This is a genomic window from uncultured Desulfobulbus sp. (assembly GCF_963662935.2).
Taxonomy (GTDB): domain Bacteria; phylum Desulfobacterota; class Desulfobulbia; order Desulfobulbales; family Desulfobulbaceae; genus Desulfobulbus.
This window is the reverse complement of sequence record NZ_CAXXTL010000003.1, coordinates 426,988-452,646: the sequence shown is the minus strand read 5'-3', so window position 1 is coordinate 452,646 and position 25,659 is coordinate 426,988. Positions and strand designations below refer to the sequence as shown.

At 54.7% G+C, this 25,659-nt stretch carries 23 protein-coding genes; 16 read left to right on the top strand and 7 right to left on the bottom strand.

The window, feature by feature from the left end:
- Positions 1-71 precede the first annotated feature (71 nt).
- Positions 72-1,586: a sigma 54-interacting transcriptional regulator gene (locus tag ACHZCX_RS20755; RefSeq protein WP_319589116.1), complete on the top strand. Its 1,515-nt coding sequence runs from the start codon at positions 72-74 to the stop codon at positions 1,584-1,586.
- A 161-nt stretch (positions 1,587-1,747) separates the two neighbouring features.
- A complete protein-coding gene (locus ACHZCX_RS20750; protein ID WP_319589115.1) occupies positions 1,748-2,485 on the top strand; it encodes a 16S rRNA (uracil(1498)-N(3))-methyltransferase in 738 nt (245 codons plus the stop codon).
- On the opposite strand, the gene murJ is transcribed toward ACHZCX_RS20750, so the two are convergent.
- Entirely contained in the window at positions 2,464-4,071 is a 1,608-nt protein-coding gene (murJ, locus tag ACHZCX_RS20745) for a murein biosynthesis integral membrane protein MurJ (RefSeq protein WP_319589114.1), read from the bottom strand. The two genes, ACHZCX_RS20750 and murJ, sit on opposite strands and share 22 nt — an antisense overlap.
- Positions 4,072-4,262: 191 nt before the next feature.
- Here murJ and fusA point away from each other — a divergent pair, with 191 nt between their 5' ends.
- Both fusA and ACHZCX_RS20735 read left to right on the top strand, forming a co-directional pair.
- Entirely contained in the window at positions 4,263-6,329 is a 2,067-nt protein-coding gene (gene fusA / locus ACHZCX_RS20740) for an elongation factor G (RefSeq protein WP_319589113.1), read from the top strand.
- A complete protein-coding gene (locus ACHZCX_RS20735) occupies positions 6,329-6,841 on the top strand; it encodes a MogA/MoaB family molybdenum cofactor biosynthesis protein (RefSeq protein WP_319589112.1) in 513 nt (170 codons plus the stop codon). The genes fusA and ACHZCX_RS20735 overlap by 1 nt, the downstream gene beginning before the upstream one ends.
- A 99-nt stretch (positions 6,842-6,940) precedes the next feature.
- On the opposite strand, the gene purM is transcribed toward ACHZCX_RS20735, so the two are convergent.
- The gene (gene purM / locus ACHZCX_RS20730; RefSeq protein WP_319589111.1) at positions 6,941-7,999 is read right to left on the bottom strand and encodes a phosphoribosylformylglycinamidine cyclo-ligase; all 1,059 of its coding nucleotides are present in this window, start codon (positions 7,997-7,999) and stop codon (positions 6,941-6,943) included.
- Between the two features lie 186 nt (positions 8,000-8,185).
- Between purM and ACHZCX_RS20725 the strand changes: the two genes are divergently transcribed.
- The 3 genes from ACHZCX_RS20725 to ACHZCX_RS20715 all read left to right on the top strand — a co-directional run bounded on the left by ACHZCX_RS20725 (position 8,186) and on the right by ACHZCX_RS20715 (position 10,692).
- Complete coding sequence (locus tag ACHZCX_RS20725) at positions 8,186-8,386, top strand: DUF2065 domain-containing protein (protein ID WP_319589110.1); 201 nt, start codon at positions 8,186-8,188, stop codon at positions 8,384-8,386.
- A 218-nt stretch (positions 8,387-8,604) separates the two neighbouring features.
- Positions 8,605-9,537, top strand: a complete 933-nt coding sequence (gene corA, locus ACHZCX_RS20720; RefSeq protein ID WP_319589109.1) for a magnesium/cobalt transporter CorA — start codon at positions 8,605-8,607, stop codon at positions 9,535-9,537.
- A 69-nt stretch (positions 9,538-9,606) separates the two neighbouring features.
- Positions 9,607-10,692, top strand: coding sequence for a trypsin-like peptidase domain-containing protein (locus ACHZCX_RS20715; RefSeq protein ID WP_319589108.1), 1,086 nt, complete (start codon positions 9,607-9,609; stop codon positions 10,690-10,692).
- A 20-nt stretch (positions 10,693-10,712) separates the two neighbouring features.
- Here ACHZCX_RS20715 and ACHZCX_RS20710 read toward each other — a convergent pair whose 3' ends face one another.
- Complete coding sequence (locus ACHZCX_RS20710; protein ID WP_319589107.1) at positions 10,713-11,393, bottom strand: SH3 domain-containing protein; 681 nt, start codon at positions 11,391-11,393, stop codon at positions 10,713-10,715.
- Between the two features lie 240 nt (positions 11,394-11,633).
- Positions 11,634-12,668, bottom strand: coding sequence for a hemolysin family protein (locus ACHZCX_RS20705; protein ID WP_319589106.1), 1,035 nt, complete (start codon positions 12,666-12,668; stop codon positions 11,634-11,636).
- A gap of 163 nt (positions 12,669-12,831) precedes the next feature.
- On the opposite strand from ACHZCX_RS20705, the gene ACHZCX_RS20700 reads away from it, so the two are divergent.
- From ACHZCX_RS20700 to ACHZCX_RS20680, 5 genes are all read left to right on the top strand, one after another.
- Complete coding sequence (locus ACHZCX_RS20700) at positions 12,832-14,397, top strand: leucyl aminopeptidase (protein ID WP_319589105.1); 1,566 nt, start codon at positions 12,832-12,834, stop codon at positions 14,395-14,397.
- A gap of 15 nt (positions 14,398-14,412) precedes the next feature.
- A complete protein-coding gene (locus ACHZCX_RS20695; RefSeq protein WP_319589104.1) occupies positions 14,413-15,189 on the top strand; it encodes a methyltransferase domain-containing protein in 777 nt (258 codons plus the stop codon).
- Positions 15,190-15,318: 129 nt separating this feature from the next.
- Positions 15,319-16,335, top strand: a complete 1,017-nt coding sequence (gene fbp, locus ACHZCX_RS20690) for a class 1 fructose-bisphosphatase (RefSeq protein WP_319589103.1) — start codon at positions 15,319-15,321, stop codon at positions 16,333-16,335.
- Positions 16,336-16,587: 252 nt separating this feature from the next.
- A complete protein-coding gene (leuA, locus tag ACHZCX_RS20685; RefSeq protein ID WP_319589102.1) occupies positions 16,588-18,282 on the top strand; it encodes a 2-isopropylmalate synthase in 1,695 nt (564 codons plus the stop codon).
- A gap of 3 nt (positions 18,283-18,285) precedes the next feature.
- On the top strand, positions 18,286-18,792 hold the full coding sequence (locus tag ACHZCX_RS20680) for a CreA family protein (protein WP_319589101.1): 507 nt from the start codon (positions 18,286-18,288) through the stop codon (positions 18,790-18,792).
- A 30-nt stretch (positions 18,793-18,822) separates the two neighbouring features.
- Here ACHZCX_RS20680 and ACHZCX_RS20675 read toward each other — a convergent pair whose 3' ends face one another.
- A complete protein-coding gene (locus ACHZCX_RS20675; RefSeq protein ID WP_319589100.1) occupies positions 18,823-19,350 on the bottom strand; it encodes a hypothetical protein in 528 nt (175 codons plus the stop codon).
- Between the two features lie 73 nt (positions 19,351-19,423).
- Entirely contained in the window at positions 19,424-20,002 is a 579-nt protein-coding gene (locus ACHZCX_RS20670; RefSeq protein WP_319589099.1) for a TetR family transcriptional regulator C-terminal domain-containing protein, read from the bottom strand.
- A 404-nt stretch (positions 20,003-20,406) separates the two neighbouring features.
- On the opposite strand from ACHZCX_RS20670, the gene creB reads away from it, so the two are divergent.
- The 3 genes from creB to creD all read left to right on the top strand — a co-directional run bounded on the left by creB (position 20,407) and on the right by creD (position 24,084).
- Complete coding sequence (gene creB, locus ACHZCX_RS20665) at positions 20,407-21,099, top strand: two-component system response regulator CreB (RefSeq protein ID WP_319589098.1); 693 nt, start codon at positions 20,407-20,409, stop codon at positions 21,097-21,099.
- A complete protein-coding gene (creC, locus tag ACHZCX_RS20660; protein WP_319589097.1) occupies positions 21,096-22,520 on the top strand; it encodes a two-component system sensor histidine kinase CreC in 1,425 nt (474 codons plus the stop codon). Before creB ends, creC begins: the two co-directional genes overlap by 4 nt.
- Positions 22,521-22,671: 151 nt before the next feature.
- Positions 22,672-24,084, top strand: coding sequence for a cell envelope integrity protein CreD (creD, locus tag ACHZCX_RS20655; protein WP_319589096.1), 1,413 nt, complete (start codon positions 22,672-22,674; stop codon positions 24,082-24,084).
- Positions 24,085-24,098: 14 nt separating this feature from the next.
- Here creD and ACHZCX_RS20650 read toward each other — a convergent pair whose 3' ends face one another.
- On the bottom strand, positions 24,099-24,533 hold the full coding sequence (locus ACHZCX_RS20650) for a hypothetical protein (RefSeq protein WP_319589095.1): 435 nt from the start codon (positions 24,531-24,533) through the stop codon (positions 24,099-24,101).
- 242 nt (positions 24,534-24,775) lie between these two features.
- On the opposite strand from ACHZCX_RS20650, the gene ACHZCX_RS20645 reads away from it, so the two are divergent.
- Entirely contained in the window at positions 24,776-25,627 is an 852-nt protein-coding gene (locus ACHZCX_RS20645; RefSeq protein WP_319589094.1) for a universal stress protein, read from the top strand.
- Positions 25,628-25,659 lie beyond the last annotated feature (32 nt).

Genomic DNA, 25,659 nt, shown 5'->3' with positions numbered 1-25,659 from the left:
TGTCATTCACTGTCGGCGATGTTATCGTGCGCAACCACTCCTTTTCCCCTTCATTAGCGGATAGTGACAAAGTGCCATATAATCAACTGATTGTACCAAACATGCAGGACGAGGTTCTCCGCCTCAGTACCAACTGGCGGACCCTGCTTGACGCCATGCCGGAGATGGTCTTCCTGCTCAAGAACGATGGTGCCGTCCAGTACATGAATAGAAGCGCGAAGGCCTGTTTCGGTAACGCCTGCTCGCAAACTGTGACCGAGAGTCTTAAAATAATAGGTAAAAAATGTCGGGAAAGACTGCCGCACTCGGCGAGATCTTCTGTTGACGACGAGGTCACCGAAGCGTTTGTCGATACCACGCCGGTGGAGTATTCATCGGTTCCTTTTGTCGGCTACACGGGAGAAACGCTGATCATGCTGGTAATGCGCAATATCACTCAGCGCAAAAATTTTGAACGCGAACTCCTGCAGTTCAACACCAGCATTGAAACCATCCTGCAGCAGAAGATCGGTGAGTTGCAGGCCAGCGAAGAGATGCGGCTCCGGCTCTCCCGGCAGGTCAATAGTCTCAAAAGCCAGCTGGGCCACCACCACAAGGCGGACAAAATGGTGGGACGTAGCCGCAAGATGCGGGAATTGCGGGAAATGATCCATCAGGTTTCCGGATCTGACGCGACCATTCTCGTCACCGGCGAATCGGGAACCGGTAAGGAACTGGTGGCCAACCTGATCAAGGCGACCAGTTCCAGGGACGACAAACCCTTCCTCAAAATCAACTGCAACGCCATCAACGACTCCCTGCTTGAAGCCGATCTTTTTGGGTATGAAAAAGGCGCTTTTACCGGGGCCACGACCCGCAAAATTGGCAAATTCGAAGTGGTCGACGGCGGCACCATTTTACTCGACGAGATCGGCGACATCAGCCCCAGGATGCAGGTCTCCCTGTTGCGAGTCTTGCAGAACGGCGAGATCATCCGGGTCGGCGGCAATGAACCGTTGCGGGTGAATGTGCGGGTGATTGCCGCCACCAATGTTGACCTCGCCCAGGCTGTGAAAGAGAAAAAATTCCGCCTTGATCTCTACTATCGCCTCAATATCATCAATATCGACATTCCGCCTCTCCGGGATCGCAAGGAAGACATCGTCGAATTGGTTTCCTACTTTGTCAATCACTACCGGGAGGCATTTAAAAAGGAAATTGATTTTGTCCCCAAATCAATCATCAACCGCTTGTTGGCCCATGACTGGCCGGGCAATGTCCGAGAGCTGGAAAACGTCATCCAGCGGGCAGTGCTTATGGCCAAGGGCAAGATGATTACCGAGGCCGACCTGGTTTTTGATCAGGACCCCCGCGTGGAGCAGCAGCATGTGGATGGTTTTAACATCGACGAGAAAATCGGAGAATTGCCACTCAAATCGATAGTGGCAGAATTTGAAGCAACCATCATCCATCGCGCTTTGAACAAATTCAGCGGCAACGTCTCCACCGCCGCCGATCAACTCAAGCTCGGCAAGACAGCCCTCTACGACAAGATGAAGCAACACGGTATCTCCGCGAAAAACATCAAGCAGGTCAAAAAGGCATGAGGGGAAGGGGAAACGGTTGCCCAGAAAAATGTCAGGTAATGGCAGCTTTTGCTGTTCCATGTTGATCCTCTGTTTTTTCAATGAACAGGCTGGCTCGTCAATAAATCGGGCGGGAAATTGCCTCGTCAAGGTGTGGGCATGTTCACCGTCGTGATACAGCCATGAACCTCCTCCTGCTTGACTCAACTGAAATCACCAGCAACACGGCCATCCTCACCGGTCGTCGGGCCGAGCACCTGCTGAAGGTCTTACGGGTAACTCCGGGGGATACGGTTAGGGTAGGGGAGGTCAATGGCAACATCGGCAGCGGCCGGGTGTTGGCGATAGAGGGCGAGACGGTGCGGCTGGCCTTGGAGTTGGAGCGGGAGCCTGTCTGCGACCTCCAGGTGGAGCTGATTCTGGCCCTGCCGCGGCCGATCATGCTGCAGCGCATCCTCAAGCAGGCGACGGTGCTTGGTGTGCGGCGGTTTCATCTCATCCGTTCGCGGCGTGTGGAAAAATCGTTTTTCCATAGCCCGGTCCTGGAGCCGGAGAAAATCCGCACCATTCTTCTTGATGGCATGGAGCAGGCCATGGACACCTGGCTGCCCGAGGTGGCCATCCATCATCAGTTCAAGCCCTTTGTCGAGGATGTGGTGCCGACCCTTGCCGGTCAGGGCTTGATCGCACATCCCGATGGAAAAGGAACGTTGGCCGATGTCCCGGTGTCAGGTGTGCCGGGGCAGCGGTTGCTTCTGGCGGTCGGACCCGAGGGCGGCTGGTCTGACTATGAGTTGCAATGCTTCGTTGATCACGGCTTTCATAGTTTCACCATGGGCAACCGTATTCTTCACGTCGACACCGCAGTGGTCAGCCTGTTGGCCCAGCTGCAACTCCTTTACGATCTGCGAAAACGCTGAACCAGTTTGCCGGACAGCAGGGTGAATTCCGGTAACCCTAACAGCTGCAATCCCGCCACATACATCCCCACCGCCACTCCGATCAGCACCGTCAGCGCACCGATCTGCACCAGTATTGATCCGATCATCCAGGGGGCCAGCAATCGCTGCAACCCCCAAATCCCGCCACTCATCAGGGCCGTGGCCACAAGAATTTTGGCCAGTCCCTTCAGCAGGTAGCCGACTGGATATCCGGCAAGCTTGCGATACAGAATCACGCTGAGGAAAAGAAAATTGAGGATCATGGCGCAGGAAGTGGACAGGGCAATGCCCCGGTGCTGTAACTGATCGATCACCAGGGTGATGGTGAGGATGTTGATGGCCACGCCGAGAAAACTGCCAATGACCGGATACTTGGTGTTGCCGATGGCGTAAAAGACCGGCACCATCACCTTGATGGCCGAATAGGCGAAGAGGCCGACAGCGTAAAAGGTGAGAGCGTCGGCAGTTTGCAGGGTGTCGGCGGCGGTGAAGGCGCCGTGTTCGAAGATCAGGCGAATGATCGGCGTGGAGAGGAGCATCAGACCGGCAGTTGCGGGGATAGCCAGGGAAAAAACCAACACCAGGGAAGAAGTAAAGGTCTGCTTGAGGCTGGCCAGATCCTTCTCGGCCGCCTGCTTGGCCAGCACCGGCATGATGGCGATCGACAGGGCTACGCCAAAGACGCCGATGGGCAGTTGCACCAGGCGGAAGGCGTAGTTGAGCCAGGAAACTGAACCCTCCACACAGGAGGCGGCGAAGTTGGTGTTGACGAAGATGTTGATCTGGGTGGCGGACAGGCCGATGGTGGCCGGCAGCATCAGCAGCAGGATCCGCCGCAGACCGGGATCGGTGGGGTTGCAGTTGAAGCGGAATTGAAAACCCACCTGGCGTAGGGTGGGCAACTGCATCAAGAGCTGCAGCGCGCCACCGAGCAGGGTGCCCCAGGCCATGCCGGCAATGGCCGGTTGCCCGAACCCGGGAAAAAGCCAGGCCAGCGACAGGCCGCCGATGATCGAACCGAGGTTGAAGAAGGTCGACGACATGGCCGGTACGAAAAACTTGCCCTTGGTGTTGAGCATGCCCATCACCACCGCCGCCAGCGAGACAAAGAGCAGGAAGGGAAACATGATCCGGGTGAGTTTGACGGTCAGCTCGGTCTTGCCGGGAATCAGTTCGAAATCCGGGGCCAGCAGGTTGACTATCGGCTCGGTCCAATAGAGGCCCACAAGGGTGAATGCGCTGATCAGCAGGGCGAAAAAGATAAGGACATTGCCGGCCAGGCGCCAGGTAGCTTCGGCACCGCGGTTGGTGGTGTAATCGGTGAAAACAGTGACAAAGGCGGCGGAGAGCGCTCCCTCGGCAAAAAGATCCCTCAATAGGTTGGGGATACGGAAGGCGACGACAAAGGCGTCGTAGGCTAAACCTGCACCGAACAGTCCGGCAAAGACCTGTTCTCGGATCAGACCAAGGACACGGCTGCACATCACGGCGATGCTCACCGCCCCGGCGGAACGGGCTATTTTTCCGGTGGAACCTGAGGGTTGGACAGCGGGTTGCGTGGTCATTGATTGTTCAATTTTTCAGGAGGTTATCGCTTGACTTTGCAATCTTAATAAGAATATAACAAAGGTCGTTTTTGTGGACTCGATGGTTACCATTCCTGCCGCGAAAGAGCGAGGGCTTTTCATCGGTTTTCGGGCTTGAATGGACACCGTGAACATTGATACAGCACTCGTTGCACTCACTGGAGGTCTTCATGCAGGACGTACAGCAGATCAGGAATGTGGTTTTTTTCGGCCATGGCAACAGCGGTAAATCGACCCTTGCCGAAGCCCTCTTGTTTACCGCCGGTTCCCTGAAACGGCAGGGTAAGGTGGATGAAGGCACCTCTTCCATGGATTTTGAGCCGGAAGAAACCAAACGCAAGATCTCCATTGGTGCGGCATTCAACCATCTGAACTGGCAGAAGAACGATGTGTATCTGATCGATACCCCCGGTGACGATAATTTTTTCAACGAGACCCGATTCGCGGCTCAAGTGGCGGACAGCGCTCTCCTTACCGTCGGTGCGGTACTGGGCGTGCGGGCGCAGACGGAGAAATTCGTTGACCTGATTAAGGACAACAATCTGCCCTGCCTGGTCTGCGTCACCAAAATGGATCGCGAGCGAGCCAATTTCCAAAAGACGGTCACGGGCATTCGTGAAGCCACCGGCCTCAATCCGGTCATTCTCTATCTGCCCATTGGCGCCGAAGACGCGTTCGCGGGAGTGGTGGACATCCTGGCCAACAAGGCCCTGCTGTTTACCGAAGGCGGCAAAGCTGAGGTCGCCGAGATTCCGGCGGATCTGGCGGACGAGGCGGCAAGCCTGCGGGAAAGCCTGATGGAGAGTGTGGCCGAAACCGATGATGAACTGATCGAAAAATTTCTCGAGGAAGGCACCCTGACCGACGAGGAGCTGAAAGGTGGATTGGTTGCAGCGGTCAAGGCTGCCAAGGTGGCACCGGTTTGCGCCTGCGCCGCCCTGGGTAATAAAGGCTCCAGTGTGGTGCTCGATGCCCTCGTCAGTCTGCTGCCCTCGCCTGATCAGCGTCCCGCCCGAGTCGGGACCCATCCGAAAAGCGGCGAAGCTGTTGAACGCCCAGGTAAGGCCGATGCACCTTTCTCCGCTCTGGTGTTCAAAACCATGGCTGACCCCTTTGCCGGCCGCTTGACCATTTTTCGAGTTTTCTCTGGGACCCTGAAGGGCGATACCTTTTACAATACCTCCAAGGCCACTTCCGAGCGTTTTGGTCAGTTGTACATCATGGCCGGCAAAGAGCAGAAACCCGTGGAGCAGGCTCTGCCGGGGATGGTGGTGGCGGTAGCCAAGCTCAAGGAAACCACTACCGGCGACACTCTCTGCGAGGAGGGCAAGCCCATCCTCTACTCGATGATTGAGCCCCTGCCGTCAGTAATCGCCTATGCCGTCAGTGCAAAAAAAGGCGATGAGGAGAAGCTTTTTTCTTCCATTACCCGCCTGCTCGATGAGGATCTGACCCTGAAATTGACCCGTGAACAGCAGACCCATGAGATCCTTATTTCCGGCGTCGGCCAGGTGCACCTCGAAGTCATAGGCGAGAAGATCAAGCGAAAATTTGGGGTTGAAATGGAACTGCGACCACCCCGTGTTCCGTACCGAGAGACGTTGAAAGGAAAAGTTACCGTTCAGGGCAAGCATAAAAAACAATCCGGTGGGCGTGGTCAGTTTGGTGATTGTACTATTGAGATGGAGCCGTTGCCTCGGGGCGAGCAGTTTCAGTTCCTCGACAAGATAGTTGGCGGCGTTATTCCGGCGCAGTATCGGCCGGCGGTGGAAAAGGGTATCATCGAAGCCATGGAGCGGGGAGTTATAGCCGGGTATCCCTTTGTTGACCTCAAGGTTAGCCTGATTGACGGCTCCTATCATACCGTCGACAGTTCAGAGATGGCCTTCAAGGTTGCTGGATCACTCGCCTTCAAGAAGGGTGTGGTCCAGGCCAATCCGGTTCTGCTTGAGCCGATCATGGAGGTTGAAGTCCGGGTGCCTAAGGATTTTGTCGGTGATGTCATGGGTGATCTCAACAGCCGGCGTGGCCGAGTGCTGGGCATGGACTCGACCAGTAAGTATGAGGTCATCAACGCCAACGTGCCCCAGTCCGAAATCCTGCTCTATGCCCTCGATCTGACCTCAATGACCGGCGGGCGCGGTACCTTCCTGGTTAAGTTCTCCCATTATGAGGAGGTGCCCGCCCAGATCGCCGAGAAGATCATCGCTGACTACAAGGATAAATCGGAGGAATAGTGCCATCACCCGGCCAGCCGTACCGGTGCGGTGTCCTGACGCTGAGCGATAAGGGATCCCGTGGCGAGCGTGAAGACACCAGCGGTCCCCGAATCCAGGAGATGCTCCGGGCCGAGGGGTATGCGATAGCCGCCTATCAGATTATTCCAGACCAGCAGGCATTGATCGAACAGACCCTGATCGCCTGGGTGGATGAGCAGCAACTCGATCTGGTCGTCACCACCGGCGGTACTGGGGTTTCGCCCAGTGATCGCACGCCGGAGGCGACTAGAGCGGTGATCGAGATGGAGATACCTGGGTTGGGCGAGGCGATGCGGTTGGCTAGTTTGCGCAAAACGATGCAGGCGGTTTGGTCGCGCGGCATAGCCGGCATCCGCAAGGGCTGCCTGATTCTCAACCTGCCCGGCAGCCGAAAGGCGGCGCAGGAAAATCTCGAGGCAGTGTTGCCGGCCCTCTCGCACGGGCTCTATAAGCTGAAAGGTGGAGATGCCGACTGCGGGCGGCCAGAGTGAGGAGGATACAAAAAAAGCTCCGGTTGACTGAGAGACTCAGTCAACCGGAGCTTTTTTTGTCTATGCGTGGCTAAAAGGTCTGTGTCTCGCCTTACGGGATCAACACACTCCGTCGATCATAACCTGTTTTCCGTTGCTCCCCTGGGCGGCTTTGATTTCGCCGATCAGATAGGGTTGCTCACCGTGGGCCTGGAACTGTTGGAGCATGTCCTCAACGCTGTTTTCCGGGACAATAACCATCATGCCGATGCCCATATTGAAGGTTCGATACATCTCGTCGATTGAGATGTTGCCGTTCTTCTGGAGATAGGAAAAGGAGGGCAGTATGGGCCAGCTGTTCGGATACAAACGAGCCGCACAGCCAGCGGGTAGAATGCGGGGAATATTGTCGATGAAGCCGCCTCCGGTTATGTGCACCAGGCCGTGAATCTTGCAGCGCCGCAGGGTGTTGATCACACTGTCCACATAGATGCGCGTGGGCCGCAGCAGTTCTTCGCCCACGGTACAGCCGAATTCTTCGATATAATCGTCGACCTTTTTTCCTAGCTCCTCAAAGAAGACCTTACGGACCAGCGAGTAGCCGTTGGAGTGGAAGCCCGAGGAGGCAAGGCCGATAATCCTGTCGCCCACTCGGATGTCGCTGCCGTCGATGATGGCGTTCCGGTCGCCGATGCCAACCACGAAACCAGCAAGATCGTAATCCCCCGGCTGATACAAACCCGGCATCTCCGCGGTTTCGCCACCGATCAGGGAGCAATGGGCCTGTTTGCAGCCATCCGCGATTCCTCGCACCACTGCGGTGGCGACATCGAGGTCCAGGGCGTTGCAGGCAAAATAATCGAGGAAAAAGAGCGGTTTTGCGCCGCTGACAATGACGTCGTTGACGCACATGGCCACCAGGTCGATACCGATGGTGTCATGTTTATTGCACAGCTTAGCCACGTTGAGTTTGGTGCCGACTCCATCGGTGGAGGCGATCAGCACCGGATTTTTCAGGTCTTCGTTGCCGATGGCGAACATTCCAGAAAAGCCGCCGATATCGGAGAGCACGCCCCGTCGATGGGTCTCGGCAACGATGGATTTAATCCGGGAAACAAAAAGATTGCCCTTGTCGATATCGACTCCGGCTTCGCTGTATTTGGAGGGTGATTGCGTCATGAATAGTCGTTGCGTGTCTGCCTCCTGCGTTCAGATCGTCCAAAAAATACACATTACGAACCGCATCAAGCGCAAGAGTTATCAATTTATCAATAAATGTCGGGTCAAAGTACTTTTTTTGACCGTCCATTGTCAACACCTTTGTGGTGTATTGCACCGCATGCTGGTTTCTGGTAAGGCTCTGCCATGAAACTCTTGATAACACTGATAGGACTCGTTTTGGTTCTCGAAGGATTGCCGTATGTTGCTTCGCCCGAATCCATGCAGCGCTGGCTCCGGCAGATTCTGGAAATGCCGCCTCATCACTTGCGCCGGGTGGGGTTGGTCGCCATGGCCGTGGGGTTTTTGCTGTGTTATCTCGCCCAAAAGAGCAATTTTTTTAATTAAATCGAATTGTTTTGTGTTGGGGTTGGCGCGATTTACCCGAAGCCTTCCCCTGCACCTTTTCCCGATTGACTTTTCTCAGGGCCGGTCATTACAATAGATTTTTTTCTCTGGCACGGCTGGAATATTCCGGCGTGAACAGGGGGTGACCATTGCCGGACAGGGTTTTCTCCCGACATAAGCATCTCTCCCCAACAATTAATTGGATCCAGGAACGCTCTATGGTCAATTATTTTTTCTTAGAAAACAAGATGGTCAAGATGGAAAGTGGCAACAGTTCCGTCAGCCCTAACATTTTCTGGATCGATTTGATCAAACCCACAGAGGAAGAAATCCATCAGGTGGAAAAGGATTTCCGGGTGGAACTCTTTACCAAACAGGAGAGCGAGGAGATTGAGTCCAGTTCGAAGTATGTCGAAACTGAGGACGAAATCGGCATCAACCTCAATTTCCTGATTCCGGAAAACAATACCTTTTCCAGTGAACCGGTCTCGTTCATTCTCAAGGATAAGATTCTCATCACCCAGCGCTCCCGTGAGTTTCGTTCCTTTTCTGAGACCTATCGCAAACTGCGGGCGATTAAACCGGTGGATGGCGAGGACATCTTTCTCACCATTCTTGAGACCCGGATCGATTATGATGCGGATCTTATCGAACATGTCACCGATAGAATTACCGAAATCAGCAAGCAGATGATTGGAGACAAAGATCCCAACCGGGAACTGTTGCTTAAAATTACCGCCCTGCAGGAAACGACCATCGCCATCCGCGAGAATATTGTGGAAAAACAGCGCATCATCTCATCCTTGCTCAAAAGCAAGATGTTCCCCAAGGAAGACTACGAAAACATGCGCATCATGATCAAGGACGTGGGCTCGCTTTTGGACCATACCTCGTTTAATTTCGAGCGCCTTGAATTTCTGCAGAACACCTTCCTCGGTTTGATCGATATGGAACAGAACCGGGTGATCAAGATTTTTACCGTGGTTACTGTGATTTTCATGCCGCCGACCCTCATTGCCAGTGCCTACGGCATGAACTTCAAGTTCATGCCTGAGTTGGATCAATTGTGGGGGTATCCCTTTGCCATCTTGCTGATGATTCTCTCTTCGGTTATGACCCTGCTCTTTTTTCGGCGGAAAAAATGGCTTTGATGCGCGGGTGTCCCAGTTGTTTGGAAGCGGTTAGACTCTGCATTGTTTCCCTTCTCCGCGGGTAAAAAAATGAAGACTCTGTACCTCATCGTTTTCGCCTGTGTGATTGGTTGGCTGTTTTTTCAGACCTTTCAACCCGCGTTGCTCGATCCCAAAGCCGTTTCCCGCCCGGTCGAGGCCAGGGGGGATTTGGCCAGCGATGAGAAAAACACCATCGACATCTTCCGTAACGCCGCCCCTTCCGTGGTCTACATCACCAGCATTGCCGTACGCCGCAATTTGTTCAGTCTCAATGTGTATGAGATCCCCCAGGGTACGGGTTCAGGGTTTATCTGGGATAAGCAGGGCCGGGTCGTCACCAATTACCACGTCATTTCCGACGCCAGCCGCCTGGAGGTCACCCTGGCCGATCGCTCCTCCTGGAAGGCAGTGCTGGTCGGTGCGGCTCCGGACCGGGATCTGGCGGTCGTGCAGATCAGCGCCCCGGCCGACAAGTTGCGCCCCATCGTCCTTGGTGAATCCAAGGATCTGTTGGTTGGGCAGAAGGTCTTTGCCATCGGCAATCCCTTCGGACTTGACCAGACCTTGACCACCGGAATTGTCAGTGCGCTTGGCCGGGAGATCACCGCCGTCACCGGCCGCACCATCCACGATGTTATCCAGACCGATGCCGCCATCAACCCAGGTAATTCCGGAGGGCCGCTCTTGGACAGCGCCGGCCGCCTAATCGGCGTCAATACGGCCATTTACAGCCCATCTGGTGCCAGTTCTGGGATTGGTTTTGCCGTGCCGGTCGGCGAAGTGAACCGGGTGGTGCCGCAGATCATCAGCAAGGGCAAGCTGATCCGGCCGGGCCTGGGCATTACCCTGGCCAACCGCCGGCTGACCGAGGAATTGGGGCTGGAGGGGGTGATGGTGTTGCAGGTGCAGCCTGGATCATCGGCTGAAAAGGCTGGTTTGCGTGGCACGACTCAGGCGCGCGAGGGATTGGTGCTGGGAGATGTTATTGTTGCGGTCAACGGCAAAGAGGTCAAGGATTACGACAGCCTGCGCGATGAGTTGGAGCGGCACGAGGTTGGAGAGAGCGTGACTCTCAGTCTGATGCGGGATGCCTCGACGGTTGAGGTGGGTGTGGCGTTAGAGGCAATGAACTGAATGTCCTGCCGGCCGGGTTTTCAGGTAAGCAATGACGGCTTTTTTTTGCGGCCGTTACCGGTCAACCGGCCGACTAACCATCCCAACAGCAGGACAATGCCACCGGTAAAAAACCATTTGATCGATTGATTTTTTTTCAAGACTGTACATTCGATCTGGGCGGCAGCCAATTTCTGCCGCAATTCCTCGATTTGCCGCTGCGCCTCGCCAAGGGAAGTTTTGGCGTACAGGGCGCTGTCCGGGTCACTCGCCATGGTCTGATATTTATCAGCCAAGGTGCTACGGTCGGTGGTACAAGCAGCCAACTCTTTTCTCAGCCGGTCGTTGTCTTCAGCCCCATCCCTTAAACGCCCCTGAACATCGATGACCGCTCCGTCCGGTCCCACTCCCGGCTTGATATTGGCCACCGGAATAAGGGGAGAGCTCCCCAAAAAACGGCTTCGTACCCAACCGTCGCTTCCATCCTGCAAACGGATATGGGACCATTCTTTTCCGCCCTGGATCAGGTTCACGGCGGTGCCCATGGGTATGGTGGCGACTATCCTGGAGTTGTCACCCTGGTTTTTGCGCATGAGCACTTCCAGGCTCGGCTTGATGTATAGGATCTCAGCACAAGCCGGTGTGGCGGTAAACCAGGCAAGCGAAAGCAAGGCGAGGGCGGTGCATAAGGGCCGTTGAAGGGAAGATGGTCTGGTATTCATGAAACAGTCCTGGGTGGACGGCTAGGAAAAAACCGGGTTAAAAGTGTTATCCTGAAGCTCTCTTCAGTCAGGAACGACAATCGAGGGATACCAACGGTTACCGGCGAGGTAATTCTTTTTTCGGTGAGCATACTGGACCCCGCAGGGGTAGGCCATTGCCCCTACTGGGCGGCAAACTACCACAAATTGTTAGAGAAAGCCAGATTCGGCTGGATGCGGTTTTGATTTTTTAGGCTTTGTTCAGACAGTATGGAGCTTTTTTTTTCTGATCATGGCTAGTTCTCGCATATTGCGGGCCTTGTCGGATTCATCGACAATCTCCCGGCCGATGATCTCCTCCAAAATATCTTCCATGCTGATGACGCCGGTGACGCTGCCGTACTCGTCGACCACGACAAAAAGATGCTGGTAGCGTTCAAAAAAATCGATAAAAATTCGGTCGAGCGGCGCGGTTTCCGGGACAAAATGGACCGGCCGCATGATTTGCGACAACTGAATGGTGTCTTGGCCGACGGCGGCCGCCATGAGCACATCCTGGCTGAGGACGATGCCCACCACGTTGTCGGGCTCGCCTTCGTACACCGGCACTCGGCTGTGCATTCGCCATTTGCCCTCCATGCGTGCTGCTTCTTTGATGGTGAGGGTTTGGGAGGCTGAAAAAGTGACAGTGCGCGGGGTCATCACCTGGCGCACGTTTTTTTCTCCGAGTTGCAGGATGTTGGCAATCACCTTTTCCTGGTCGGCTTCGATTTCTCCCGATTTTCTGCTGAGGGTGGCAATGACTTTCAACTCTTCCGCCGAGATTTGATGGGACTTCTGACTGTTGGGCACCAGTCGGGTCATCAACTGCGCCATCCAGATAAGTGGTTTAAGAAGAGTGATCGTTATCTGAAGTGGAACAACAATATAGGGTCCCAGTTGCCTGGCAAAAGTCACACCGATGGTCTTAGGCAAGATCTCGGTGAACAGGAGGATGGCCAGGGTAAAGGTTAGGGAAAACCAGACCAGGCCGTTCTGGCCAAACAGGGCGACGGCCGAGGCGCCGGCTACTGTGGCACCGATGGTGTGGGCTGCGGTGTTGAGGGTGAGGATGGCAGTGATTGGTTGTTCAACGTTTTCCTTAAGCTTTTTTAAGTTTTTTGCTTGGCGAGGATGGGTTTCGAGCATCATTTCGACCTGTGAGGTCGATAAAGAGAGGAACACGGCCTCGAAGAGCGAACAGGTGGTTGAAACCAGCAGTGCGCTGCCCACGGCAAGAATGAACACAACCAACACGGGAAACCTCCGCGAAGTCTTAAAAGTTTTTTCGGGCTGTCGGCAAACTGAAGTTTTGCCGATTGAGGTTCAACCCGGTTTAGTGTATGAAAACCTACAATAAACAGTTCTTGCTACTTTTGAAAGTAGAATGCCGCCATCCCAAGGGGGAGGAAAAGATACCGTGCACAATCAGGTCGTCACCATCCAGTTGTTCGATAACGAACCGCACCTTTTTTCAGGCGATCTGCTGGTGTGTCCAGTAGAGGAAGATATTCCCCATCTTGGTTCGGATGCGGCCGCAACTGTCAACAGGTTGCTGCAACAGGTCAGGGAAACCGGCGACTTCAAGGGCGCCAAGGACCAGGTTTTTCTCGTCTACCCCGGATTGATGGAGCGGGAAAAAGAACAGGTTCTCCAAGCAAAAAGGGTGTTGTTCGTGGGCCTGGGTAAACAGGACGACGCCATCAATGTCCGCCGGGAACAGTTGCGGCATGTCGGCGGGACGATTGCCAAGCAGGCTGGTCTGATCAAGGCAAAAGAAATTTTAGTCATCTTGCCGAAAGATTTCCTCCTGGATGCTGTTGAGATTGTCCAATGTCTCACTGAAGGTTTGCTGCTGGGCAATTATTGTTTTGACCTGTATAAAAGCCTTAAAGAGGAGAAAGACACTCCGATCCGGATTGAACGGTTACACCTGCATGCTGGTGGTCTCGCCGTCAGCGCGGTACATACAGGCCTGGAGCGTGGCCGCGTGCTGGCCGAAGCAACCTGTGCGGCCAGAGATATGGCCAACCAGCCTGGTAACTACTGGACGCCCGCCGATTTTGCCGAATATGCCAAAAAAATAAGCAAAAAGACCAGTCTCAAATGCAAGGTGCTGGATAAGGGGGCCATGCAGAAACTGGGCATGGGGGGCATTCTCGGCGTCAATCAAGGGGCAGCCCTGCCGCCGCATTTGGTGATTCTTGAGTACCGGGCGAACAAAAAAAATCCAACTCTCCTTCTGGTAGGCAAGGGCTTGACCTTTGACTCCGGCGGCATCTGCACCAAACCGCCGGCCGGTATGGAGGATATGAAATATGACATGTGCGGCGGCGCGGCGGTGATCACTGCCATGCAGGCCATTGCCGAGGTCGGCATCAAGGGCGTCAATGTGGTGGCTTTGATTCCGGCCACAGAGAACCTGTCCGGCTCAGCGGCCCTTAAGCCCGGCGATGTCATTCGTCACTACGGCGGCAAGACCTCGGAGATTATCAACACCGACGCCGAGGGACGGTTGATCCTGGCCGATGCCCTGGCCTACGGCATCGAGGTGTATAAACCTGAGGCCGTGATTGATCTAGCGACCTTGACCGGGGCAGTGATCATCGGCCTTGGCCACCATTACACCGGCCTATTGAGCAACAACGATCAACTGGCCCTTCAGTTGACTGAGGCTGGAGCCCAAGTCGGGGAGCCCCTGTGGCGGCTGCCGCTGGGGCCGGAATACCGCAAGCAGATCGACTCACGGGTGGCTGACATCAAGAATGCCGGCAGCGACCGGAGTGGGGGCACCATCACCGCCGCCTGCTATTTGCAGGAGTTTGTCGGCGAGACTCCCTGGGCACATCTCGATATTGCCGGAACCGCCTGGGACTTCACCGAAAAAACGTATATCCCCAAAGGGCCGTCCGGTACCGGTGTCCGCACCCTGGTTGCCTGCCTAAGTCAATGGAAGTCGTTGCTTTCTTCCGAAAAGAAAAAATAAGGAGGGGGGCTGGCTGTGGCGCACGAATTTGATGGCAAGGGGTACAGCGGGGCGTCAACACACCAAAAAGAATGGGGATCTCAACTCATTAATGAGTTAGCCCTGCAAGGGCATGAGCATATTCTTGACCTTGGGTGCGGTGATGGCGTGTTGACCAAGGTTTTAGCGGACTTAGTCCCAAGGGGCGAGGTGATAGGAGTAGATGCATCCCGTGGGATGCTTGAGGCTGCGCAAAGCAAAACTTGCGGTAATTTGCAGTTTCTGCTGATGGATATTGATGATATTGATTTTCTTGACCGGTTCGACATTATCTTCTCAAATGCTGCTCTTCATTGGGTTAAGGGGCACGAACGACTGTTTTCAAATGTTTACCGTGCGTTACGTAACGGCGGTCGGATTCGTTTCAATTTTGCTAGTGACGGGAACTGTGCCCATTTTTTCAAAGTGGTCCGGGAGGCGATGGCGCGAGATGAGTTCCAACCCAGCTTTGTCGAATTCATATGGCCGTGGTACATGCCGACCCTTGACGACTACCATGCGCTGGTTGACGAGATTGGGTTTGATAATGCGTTGGTATGGGAAGAAAATGCAGACCGTTTCTTTTCGGATGAGTTAATGATGGTCCGGTGGATCGATCAGCCCAGTCTTGTCCCTTTTCTCCCGTTCTTGACGGGGCAGCAGCAAAAGGACTTTCGAGATTATGTTGTACAACGGATGATAGAGGAAACTCGACAGCATGACGGCAGGTGCTTTGAGACCTTTCGCCGAATGAATGTATCGGCTTGTAAGTAACCGATATTAAGATTCATCAGCCTCGTAAAAGCAGCATCAATCAATGGATGATAAAGCCAGAAATGGCCGCCGGTGAATGCCCGTATGCTTCGGGGTGGTTTAGAATAGATGATTTTCAAGGAGAACACGATGCTCGCCAAGCGAAAAGGAATTACCGTTAGCCGACAAATCATGGATGACCAGTTGTTGCATCCGGGGGCCACCGGCGAACTCACCGGTCTGCTCAACGATCTGGTTGTTGCCGGCAAGATTATCAGTGCTGAGGTCAATATGGCTGGACTGGCCGATATCCTGGGGCAGTCGGGCCGAACCAACATTCAGGGGGAGAGTGTTCAGAAGCTCGACGTCTTCGCTAATCAAACCATCAAGCGGCGGATGGAGCAGTGCGGTCACGTCTGTGTCATGGCCTCGGAGGAGGATGACGATATTATCCCGGTGCTGGAGGGTTATGAAGGCAACTACACCATTGCCTTTGATCCCCTTGACGGCTCCACTAACATCGACGTCAATATCAGCATCGGCACCATTTTCTCGATCCACCGTCGGCTCAGCCCCTCAGGGCAGGGCAACGCGGGCGACCTGCTGCAGAAGGGCAGCGTGCAGGTGGCGGCCGGCTACATCATCTACGGTTCTTCGACGGTGATGGTCTACACTACGGGTTCCGGCGTCTATGGCTTTACCCTGGATCCGAGCGTCGGTGAATTTTTCCTCTCCCACCCTGATATTAAGATACCCGAGGCCTCACTCTATTACAGCGTCAATGAGGCTTATGCCAACCACTGGTTTGACAGCACCCGCAATTTCGTCAATTATATCAAGAACGCCGACGGCGGCAAGGGACCGTATAGTTTGCGTTATATTGGGACGCTCGTCGCCGATTTTCACCGCAACCTGATCAAGGGCGGTATCTTCCTCTATACCCGTGACAAAAAAAGCGGCGAAAAATCCGAGGGTAAGCTGCGACTGCTCTATGAGGCCGCGCCTCTGGCCATGATTGTTGAGCAGGCCGGAGGGCGAGCGATCACCGATGATGGTCGGCGCATTCTCGATATCGAGCCCAGGAATCTACACCAGCGGGTACCGTTAATCATCGGCTCCAAGCGCGATGTCGATCTGGCGGAGAAATTCCTCCGCGGAGAAATGTAACTCTTCTGGAAAGGTGCTGGAGTTCCTGGTTTTCTTGCTTGACAAATAAGGCTGGGGCTTTACTATGAGGAAAACCTTAACGATGGACTGGATCATGACACAAACACTCGCTCTCCTTCTTCTAAGCCGACTGCACGGGAAAACCGTGGCAGGGAAGGGTGGTTTGTCCTGACGGGCCGAATCGAATCTGAACCTTTAAGCCACGGTTTTCAAAACCGTGGCTTTTTTTTTGACGTGTTGAAGGAGATGAATATGGATCAGGAAAAATTGCATAAATATCGTCCTTACCCGCCGGTCCGGCTGACGGACCGCACCTGGCCGGACAAGATCATTACCAAGGCGCCGGTCTGGTGCAGTGTTGATTTGCGTGACGGCAACCAGGCCCTTGTCCAGCCGATGAACCTGGAGGAAAAACTGGAGATGTTCCAGCTTCTGGTGCGGATCGGTTTCAAGGAGATCGAGGTCGGCTTTCCCTCGGCCTCGCAGGTCGAGTACGATTTTCTTCGCTTGCTGATCGACGGTAACCATATTCCCGACGGGGTAGTACCCCAGGTGTTGACCCAGGCCCGTGAGCAGTTGATCAAGAAATCCTATGCTTCCGTGCAAGGCGCTCGCGAGGCCATCGTCCATCTCTATAACTCCACCTCGACCCTGCAGCGCGATATCGTGTTCAAGAAAGGACGCAAAGAGATCATCGATCTCGGGGTGGCCGGGGCGCGGATTATCCGCGAGCAGGCGGGGCAAACAGCAACCAAGATCCGCTACGAATATTCGCCGGAGAGCTTTACCGGCACCGAGCTTGATTTTGCCCTGGAGATCTGCGAGGCGATCATGGACGTCTGGGAGCCAACCCCTGAAAACCCGGTGATCATCAATCTGCCGGCTACGGTGGAAATGTCCACGCCGAACATCTATGCCGACCAGATTGAATGGTTCTGCCGCCAGATGAAAAGCCGCGACTGCGCCCTGATCAGCCTCCATGCTCACAACGACCGGGGTGAAGCAGTGGCGGCCACTGAATTGGCCCTGATGGCCGGCGCCGACCGGGTGGAAGGCACCTTGTTTGGCAACGGCGAGCGCACCGGCAACGTCGATATCGTCACCCTGGCGCTCAACATGTTCACCCAAGGGGTTGATCCCGGCCTCGATCTGTCGCGGATCAACCGGGTGATCAATGTGTACGAGCGCTGCACTAAAATGGAGGTGCATCCGCGCCATCCCTATGCCGGCGAGTTGGTCTACACCGCCTTCTCCGGCTCGCACCAGGACGCGATCAACAAGGGCATGACCGCCCTCGATTTGACCGAAAGTGGTCTCTGGGAGGTGCCCTACTTGCCGATTGATCCCCAGGACGTCGGTCGTACCTATGAGTCGATTATCCGCATTAACAGCCAGTCGGGCAAGGGCGGGGTGGCCTACATCATGGATCATGAGTTTGGTTTTAAACTGCCCAAAGATATGCATCCGGGATTTGGCCGGGTTATTCAGGAGGTTTCGGACGCCCATGGCGACGAGCTGAGCGCGGAGATGGTTTTTCACACCTTTGAAAAGGAATATCTGCTCAACAGTAATGGCTACCACTTGAAATCCTTCAATGTTCTTAAACGCCATTTTGATAAGGATGAGGAGAGTTCGATTGCCGAGATAGCGGCGGTGGTGGTGGTCAAAGGCGCGGAAAAAAACATTGAAGCTGTAGGCAATGGCCCGCTCGATGCCTTCTGCAGCGCACTGCGGGACGGTCTCGGGTTGCGGTTCACGCTGAATTCGTATCACGAACACGCCCTGACCCGCGGTAGTTCCTCCAAGGCGGTGAGTTATATTGAGATTCTCGATCAGGATGAGGAGAGCTGGTGGGGTGCCGGCGTGGATACGGACATTATTGTCGCCTCAATCAAATCACTGCTCAGCGCCCTGAATCGCTCGGCGGCAAAACCCAAGAAGGAGTAGGTTATGCGGGAAAAACATCTGTTGGGACTGTGGTGCGGATTGCTGTTTTTGGCCGCAACCTCGGTTGGGGCCGAGGAGATCGGCCAGGTCAGCACCACCTTTAAGTTTGTCGGCGCCAACGATAAGATTGTTATTGAGGCTTTTGACGACCCTGATATCAACGGCGCGACTTGCTATGTCAGCCGGGCTAAGACCGGCGGGATTAAGGGGACGATCGGGGTGGCCGAGGATACCTCGGACGCCTCGATCTCCTGCCGCCAGACCGGGCCGATTAACCTGCCGGAACGGGTGCTTTCAGGTAAGGATGACGGCAAAGAGGTCTTCAAGAAGTCAACCTCTCTGCTGTTTAAAAAAATGCAGGTGGTACGCTTCTTTGACAAGAAGCGCTCCACCCTTGTCTATCTCACCTACAGCGACAGGATCATCGAAGGCTCGCCGAAAAATTCCATTTCCACCATTGTTCTGCCCCAGGCGATTCAGGGTGGAGTGCCGGTGGTGCCGGGTAACTGAAGCCCGAACAGTAGTTCGTCGCTGTATCTCTCACGGCGCTTCCTGCTTGCTAAAGGCTGCAAACAGGCAGGAAGTGCCGATCATGTTGGTTCCCTGGGCGCAGGCATCAAGGATGTCGCTGTCCTTCCAGCCCAGATCGCGCAGGCGGTGGACTTCGGCTTCGGCGATCTTTTCCTTGCGCAACACCTTGGCAACAATCAGCAGAAGAGTGTTCTCGGCCTCACTGAAGGCCTCCACGTTGCGACGGGCGGCCAGATCGGCCATGTCCTGTTCGGATAACCCGGTTTTGGTCAGCCAGAGTCTGTTCAGGTTGGTGCAATGGTCAAAACAGACCTCCTGAGCAGCGAGAAACCGGATGGCGGCCAGGAGGGGAAAAGTGAGCACCGGATGGTTCATAAAGTATGTGATTTGATCAAAGAAGACCTTGAGCAAGCCTGGACTGGTGCTCATAAGTTGCAGCGGCGCCGGAACCGGGCTTCGCTTTTTGGTGAAGTGGTCATAGATTTCGGCCACGCTTGCTGTTGCCTTTTCCGGTGTTTGATAATCGAGAATAAACATAGCGTTCCTCCTGGTAGTAGACTGGTCGTCTATTGAAATGATGCGGCTTGGCGGCAGCATGGGATTGAAAAATCTATGCCAACAAGACCTCAAAGGTCATGGTTTGAAAGGTATCCAGTGGTTCGGGGCCGGCAACGGCCTTCATCCGGATCAAGGATCCCTGCCAGGCCGAAATAATGAAGCGCGCTGTTGCCTCCGTTTCCAGGCGGGCGGACAGGTGCCCCTGGTCCTTAGCCTCTTGCAGCAGTCGAGCGATGAAACTGATCAGGCCATCAAGAGAGGCCTTGAGTTTTTCCCGGAAGGCCGGATTGATATCGCCGAGTTCCTGGGTGAGATTGCCGATGGGGCAGCCCTTGATAAATCCCTCTTGTTCAAAATAGTGCTGGAACCAGAGAAAGAATCCGGCCAACCGATCAAGCGGCGGCCGGGTTTCATCCTTAAGAATGGGGCGCACCTGTTCGGCAAACCAGGCCTGATAATAGTCCACCAGGGCCAGCCCGAACTCTTCCTTGCTTTTGAAATAGAAATAAAAGGAGCCCTTGGGCACTTCTGCTGCCTGGAGAATTTCTTGCAAGCCGGTAGCGGTGAATCCTTTGTGATGGATGATGCGGCCGCCGCAGCTTAGAATATGTTCTCGGATTGTTGAAGACATGGCGGATAATAGACCGGTCGTCTTGTGATGTCAAGTGGAAGGATGCGTTTGAAGAACTGGCCCCGGTTTGTCCAGAGGAAGAAAAAACACCAAGAAAAAAGCTGCGGAACGTAACAAGCGGACCGGAATGCCAGCGGCAGCAATGACGATGGCTACTGTTAAGAAAAAAGACCTTTTTCATATACCTTTTCCGGCGGACGGCTTTCATGGTTCCTGCCGGTTCTTCTGCACCAACAGGAAGGTGTTGACTGAAGAGAAAGGGGTTTGTAGAAGATGCCCATGATTTCGGTGACCAGAATACATCCAGAGGGGGCGTGGCGGCAAGAATGATTGGTGCATGCGTGTTGTTCTTTAAACCCCAAAACTAGCACCTCCTTTCTGTCCGTGAAGCGTGGGTGAAACCTATGCCTGACATTCTGATTGTTGAAGATGAACCGTCCATAGCAGACAACATCACCTATGCCCTTTCGACAGAGGGGTACAACGCTCACTGGCGTGCAAGCGGCGGGGAAGGCCTTGCTGTCCTGGAAGCGGGAGGGATCGATCTTGTCATTCTCGATGTCGGGCTTCCTGATATCAATGGCTTTGACTTAGCCAAAGAAATCAGAAAGCGTTTCGAAGTTCCTCTTATTTTTGTCACGGCCCGCAACAGCGAGATCGATCGGGTCGTCGGCCTTGAGATCGGGGGGGATGATTATGTGGTGAAACCGTTTAGTCCTCGCGAACTGACCGCCAGGGTGAGGGCCGTGCTCAGGCGAACCGCCGGCAGAACCGTGCCAGCACAACCGGCCGCGTCTTTGCCGGGTTGTCCGTTTGTGGTCGATGAGGCGCGATACATCATCTCTTTCCAGGGAAGCCCGCTTGAACTTTCACGGTATGAGTATCGGCTCCTCCGTGTTCTGGTGCTCAATCAAGGTCGGGTGTATAGCCGTGAACAACTCATGGAGAAGGTCTGGGATGAGCCGGACATGAGCCTTGAGCGCACCGTCGATACCCACATCAAAACGCTCCGACAGAAATTGCGTGCTTTCTCGCCCGGCGAAGAATGGATCGTCACCCATCGCGGCGTCGGCTATTCCCTGAAAGATCCCTCATGAAAACCAGGGTTCGCATCTTTCTTACCATCCTCGCAACCGTGGGGATCGGTTTTTTCCTCCTGGTCTACTGGATCACGAAAGATTTAAAACCCCAGTTCCGGGCCTCCACCGAGGAGCCTCTCGTCGACACGGCTTGGGCGCTGGCAGCCCTCGCCTCGGCGCAGGTGCGCAACGGCGCAGTTGACGTCACCTTGTTTCGGGAGATGTTTGCCCATATCTCCTCGGAGATTACGCCGGCGCCGATCTACGATTTTATTAAAACAACGATGGATTTGCGGGTTTATATAACCAATGCCACCGGGAAAGTCGTGTTCGACTCGATAGGCCGGGACGAGGGCATGGATTACTCCCGCTGGAATGATGTTGTGCTCACTTTGCAGGGCAAGTACGGCACCCGCACCTCCTCCGAGCCCTTCCTGGATCCGAAGTTGAGCATCATGTATGTGGCCGCCCCGATTAAAGTGGGGGAAGCCATTGTTGGTGTTGTCAGCGTGGGAAAACCGACCCGAAACGTCAACGCCTTTGTTGAAAAATCCCGGGATAAAATCATTCTCGGCGGCGTGCTCACATTCGTCGCCGTTGTCATTGTCACCATGGTGATCTCTAGCATGATCACCCGGCCGATTGAAAGGTTGATCGCCTATACCCGCTCGGTCAGCCGAGGTGGCCGTGAACCTTTGCCTTTGTTCGGCGGTGGCGAGATGGGTCAGTTGGCAATGGCTTTTGAGGAAATGCGATCAGCCTTGGAAGGCAAAAACTATATAGAAAACTATGTTCAATCCTTGACCCATGAGATGAAAAGTCCCATCGCCGCCATCCAGGGTGCGGTGGAGCTCCTGCGGGAAACCATGCCTGCCGAGCGTCGGGAGCGATTCCACGGCAACATCGAGAGCGAGATAGGACGGATGCAGCGCTTGATTGAGCACTTGCTCCTGCTTGCCGCCATCGAAAACAGACCAACCCTGCAAGAGCGCGAGATGATCGATTTGTTGACATTGGTTAAGCAAACAGCTCAAACCCTCGGCACCATTGGCTTGGCCAGGGGCGTTGCCATTCAAGTCAAGGGAGAAGCCCCTGCTCTCCTGCAGGGTGAAACCATGTTAGTGGAACAAGCCGTGTCGAATCTGCTCCACAATGCGCTGGAGTTTTCCCCACGGGGCAGTTTCATCCTGGCCACGGTCAAGAGGATTGGTGACGGCGTCCAGCTGACGGTGGAAGACCAGGGGCCAGGAATTCCCGATTACGCCCTCCATCGGGTCTTCGAACGTTTCTACTCCCTTAATCGCCCTGATACCGGGAAAAAAAGTTCCGGACTCGGCCTGAGTCTGGTGCGTGAAATCATGCTCCTCCATGGTGGGAGCGTCCTCTTGGAAAATCGCCATGGTGGGGGGGCGAGAGCGATACTTCTTTTCCCCTCCTGACACCTTCCTGCTTTTTCGCTGGACTTCTTCTATTCAACGCTTCTTTTCACCGTACGTTCTTCCGCTCTTCAAAGAATCTTCACAATGGCCTGCTATCTTTCTCCTGTAAATCGATCGTCATTCACTTTTAATTTCTTTCCAGGAGAAGACCATGAACACCACCCCGACAAACGAATCGCAATCACATCAAAACGAACAAGCGGAGAAAAAGAACAGTTATTCTGAATTATTAAAACCGATCGGCTCTCTCCGGGGCTCACAGATGACTAAAATCGTCATGATCTGCGTTCTTATGCTGCTGTTGCAGATCCCAATATACAAAATCGACGATACCATCAGGGAGCGACAGGTTCGAAGCAGCCAGGCCATGGAGGAGATCGCCTCCAAGTGGGGCCGGCAGCAGTCTGTTATCGGGCCGATCATTACCGTGCCTTTTGAGAGGAAGGTGGTGCGGGAAGCGGTTGGCGCCAACTTTCCAGGCAGCAAGACGGAGGAGGTGATTGTTGAGTATGCCCATTTCCTGGCCGAGGATTTGCGGATAGACGCTCAAACCGATAATTCGCTCCGCCATCGAGGGATCTTTGAAATACCGGTGTATCGGGTCGATATAACCTTGGGCGGCCGGTTTCATCGGCCGGATTTCTCGGATCTGGGGGTGGAACCCTCCCGAATCCTCTGGGAAAGAGCAACGCTCACTGTGCTCATCTCCGATCCACGGACCATCACCAATCAGGCGTCCCTGCTCTGGAATGAAGAAAAAATCGATTTTCAGACAGGCTCGCGGGACATATTGGGAGCCGGCAAGGGCATAGAAGTGTCACTGAAAGATAAACTCGGGGCTGACTCGTTCACCTTTTCGTGTCAGCTTTCCTTGCAAGGCAGCCGAGGTCTTTTCTTTGCGCCAATGGGGCGGAACACGACGGCTACCATCGTGTCAAACTGGCCGGACCCGAGTTTTCAGGGCGACTGGCTGCCGATCGAGCACACTATTGACACCACCAGCTTTCGCGCCAACTGGCAGATTGCTTCCCTTGGCCGGAAATACTCTCAACATTGGATCGACAAGCCTAATACGGATCAACAGGCTGTCGGCGATCTGTTTGGGGTTAATTTTATCCAACCGGTTGACACCTACCGGATGGCTGAGCGCAGCGTCAAGTATCAGTTTCTCTTTCTTGCTCTCACTTTTATCACGCTGTGGCTCATTGAGGTGCTGACCAAGACTCGTTTGCATGCACTCCAATACCTCTTGGTGGGCGGCGGGATGTGCCTTTTTTATCTCCTTGAACTGTCCCTTGCAGAACAGATGGGGTTTGCCGCGGCCTATTTTTTGGCGGCAGCGGCAATAGTAGCCCTGGAGAGTTGCTATTGCATGGCCATCCTCAAATCTTCACGGCGTTCGGCCATTGTCGGCGCTTTTATCATGCTTCTTTACGGCTATCTGTACACCCTTCTCGTGAACCAGGATTATGCGCTGTTGGCCGGTTCGGTGGGTCTTTTTCTGCTCCTGGCAACCATTATGTACCTAACCAGGAAAATCGATTGGTATGCCCTGAGAGCATGAAGACGCTTTTGGGATCAGGGGAGCGGTGATTTCTTTGCCTGAGATCGGTTTTCAGAGCCGGTCTCAGGCAGGGTGACCGTGCTGGCTCTCATGATCTGGAACCGGTAGGCCAGCAGCCCGAAACACACTATTCCGCCGTAATCGGCTGCGAGGTCGACGACGGAGAAGGTCCCGGTGGTGAACAACATCTGGGCCAACTCTTCGGCCGTAACCAGGATCGCAACGGCAGCAGAGGCCAAGAGAGAACCGAAAGGTCTGGTGACGGCCCAACGCACCGGCAGGCTCATGTTGACCAGGAAGTTGAGACCGCCCATGAGCAAGAAATGACCGACTTTATCCCCTCCCGGAAAGGCATACACGACCCGCAAGGCCCCTGGTAACCTGCCGGTGTCTGCCAGGAAGACGACGAGGCACAAAAAACAGAAAAAGACCAAGCTGAACCATTTCATGGGAGTGTGTATTTCCAGAGGATGAGTGCAATGGAGCTGCATCAGTTCTTTGCTTGCAGAAGATGCGAGCATTGTGCCTTGCGGTGCGGAGCAAGGCAATTCTTTTTCTTGCCTCCTTTGTGCTCAGGAGGACTTTCCTCACCATTCTGCCGGCTACCACCGGTGTTCAAGGACCGCTTGTTTTGGCCTTGCATTGATGGTAGTTTACTTTGGTAGTTCAACCTCTTACCCAAGGAGTTTCCATGGAACGATTTTCCACCAGTCTCCTCGGCGAGGCCAAGACCTTGCTGCTGGCTACGGATGGATCCCATTTCAGCGAGGGCGCCATTCAGGAGGCCATTTTTTTTGGCCAGGCCTGCCGTGCCCGAGTGATTGTCCTGCATGTGGTCAATGCTCAGGCGGAATCGATCGGTGCCGCCAATTTCGCGGTCAGGCAAGGCCGGGAGGCACTGGCGCCGCATCTTGACCATATCCGCATCATGGCAAGAGACAGCGGGGTGGAGGTCGAGGTGGTAGTGATCGGTTCCACCAAGCCGGAGAAGACTATTGTCGAACAGGCCCGGTTGCGCCAGGCCGATGTCATTCTCATGGGGCGCCACGGCAGGACCGGCCGCGTGTCACTTTTGGTAGGCAAGATGACTGCCAAGGTGATAGCCCAAGGCTTTCCCCGAGTGCTGGTGGCGCCCAAGGATTTCATTATCACCGGTTCCCATATTCTGCTGGCTGTGAATGATTTCCCCAACAGCCGCCGGGCGGCGCAAGAGGCCTTGAGTCTGGGGCGGACCTGCACCACGCTCCAACGGATGACGGTCATGGCCGTGGCGAGGCGTGAGGGTGAACGGTTGCCGGCCCAGGCATTGGTCGATGAGGTCTGCGCCCAGGCTCACCGGGAGGAAATGCCTCTCTCCTGTGATTCCCTGGTGGAGGTGGGCGACCCGGTGGAGATGATCGTTGCGGCGGCCCGTGAACGGCGCGCCGATATGATCCTCCTCGGGGGCCGGGGCAAAGGGGGGGTGGCCAAGATGCTCAAGGGGCACGTCACCGAGAATGTCATCGGCCGGGCCCATTGCGCGGTGCTGGTGGTGACCACCTGATGCCGCTTCGGCTCTTTCCTCAAGCCAATGAA

Bases quoted from the DNA above. Each gene is read 5' to 3' on its own strand.
- ACHZCX_RS20750 (WP_319589115.1), top strand. From the start codon at position 1,748: ATGAACCTCCTCCTGCTTGACTCAACTGAAATCACCAGCAACACGGCC.
- murJ (WP_319589114.1), bottom strand. From the start codon at position 4,071: ATGACCACGCAACCCGCTGTCCAACCCTCAGGTTCCACCGGAAAAATA.
- fusA (WP_319589113.1), top strand. From the start codon at position 4,263: ATGCAGGACGTACAGCAGATCAGGAATGTGGTTTTTTTCGGCCATGGC.
- purM (WP_319589111.1), bottom strand. From the start codon at position 7,999: ATGACGCAATCACCCTCCAAATACAGCGAAGCCGGAGTCGATATCGAC.
- ACHZCX_RS20725 (WP_319589110.1), top strand. From the start codon at position 8,186: ATGAAACTCTTGATAACACTGATAGGACTCGTTTTGGTTCTCGAAGGA.
- corA (WP_319589109.1), top strand. From the start codon at position 8,605: ATGGTCAATTATTTTTTCTTAGAAAACAAGATGGTCAAGATGGAAAGT.
- ACHZCX_RS20715 (WP_319589108.1), top strand. From the start codon at position 9,607: ATGAAGACTCTGTACCTCATCGTTTTCGCCTGTGTGATTGGTTGGCTG.
- ACHZCX_RS20710 (WP_319589107.1), bottom strand. From the start codon at position 11,393: ATGAATACCAGACCATCTTCCCTTCAACGGCCCTTATGCACCGCCCTC.
- fbp (WP_319589103.1), top strand. From the start codon at position 15,319: ATGCTCGCCAAGCGAAAAGGAATTACCGTTAGCCGACAAATCATGGAT.
- leuA (WP_319589102.1), top strand. From the start codon at position 16,588: ATGGATCAGGAAAAATTGCATAAATATCGTCCTTACCCGCCGGTCCGG.
- ACHZCX_RS20680 (WP_319589101.1), top strand. From the start codon at position 18,286: ATGCGGGAAAAACATCTGTTGGGACTGTGGTGCGGATTGCTGTTTTTG.
- ACHZCX_RS20675 (WP_319589100.1), bottom strand. From the start codon at position 19,350: ATGTTTATTCTCGATTATCAAACACCGGAAAAGGCAACAGCAAGCGTG.
- ACHZCX_RS20670 (WP_319589099.1), bottom strand. From the start codon at position 20,002: ATGTCTTCAACAATCCGAGAACATATTCTAAGCTGCGGCGGCCGCATC.
- creB (WP_319589098.1), top strand. From the start codon at position 20,407: ATGCCTGACATTCTGATTGTTGAAGATGAACCGTCCATAGCAGACAAC.
- creC (WP_319589097.1), top strand. From the start codon at position 21,096: ATGAAAACCAGGGTTCGCATCTTTCTTACCATCCTCGCAACCGTGGGG.
- creD (WP_319589096.1), top strand. From the start codon at position 22,672: ATGAACACCACCCCGACAAACGAATCGCAATCACATCAAAACGAACAA.
- ACHZCX_RS20650 (WP_319589095.1), bottom strand. From the start codon at position 24,533: ATGAAATGGTTCAGCTTGGTCTTTTTCTGTTTTTTGTGCCTCGTCGTC.
- ACHZCX_RS20645 (WP_319589094.1), top strand. From the start codon at position 24,776: ATGGAACGATTTTCCACCAGTCTCCTCGGCGAGGCCAAGACCTTGCTG.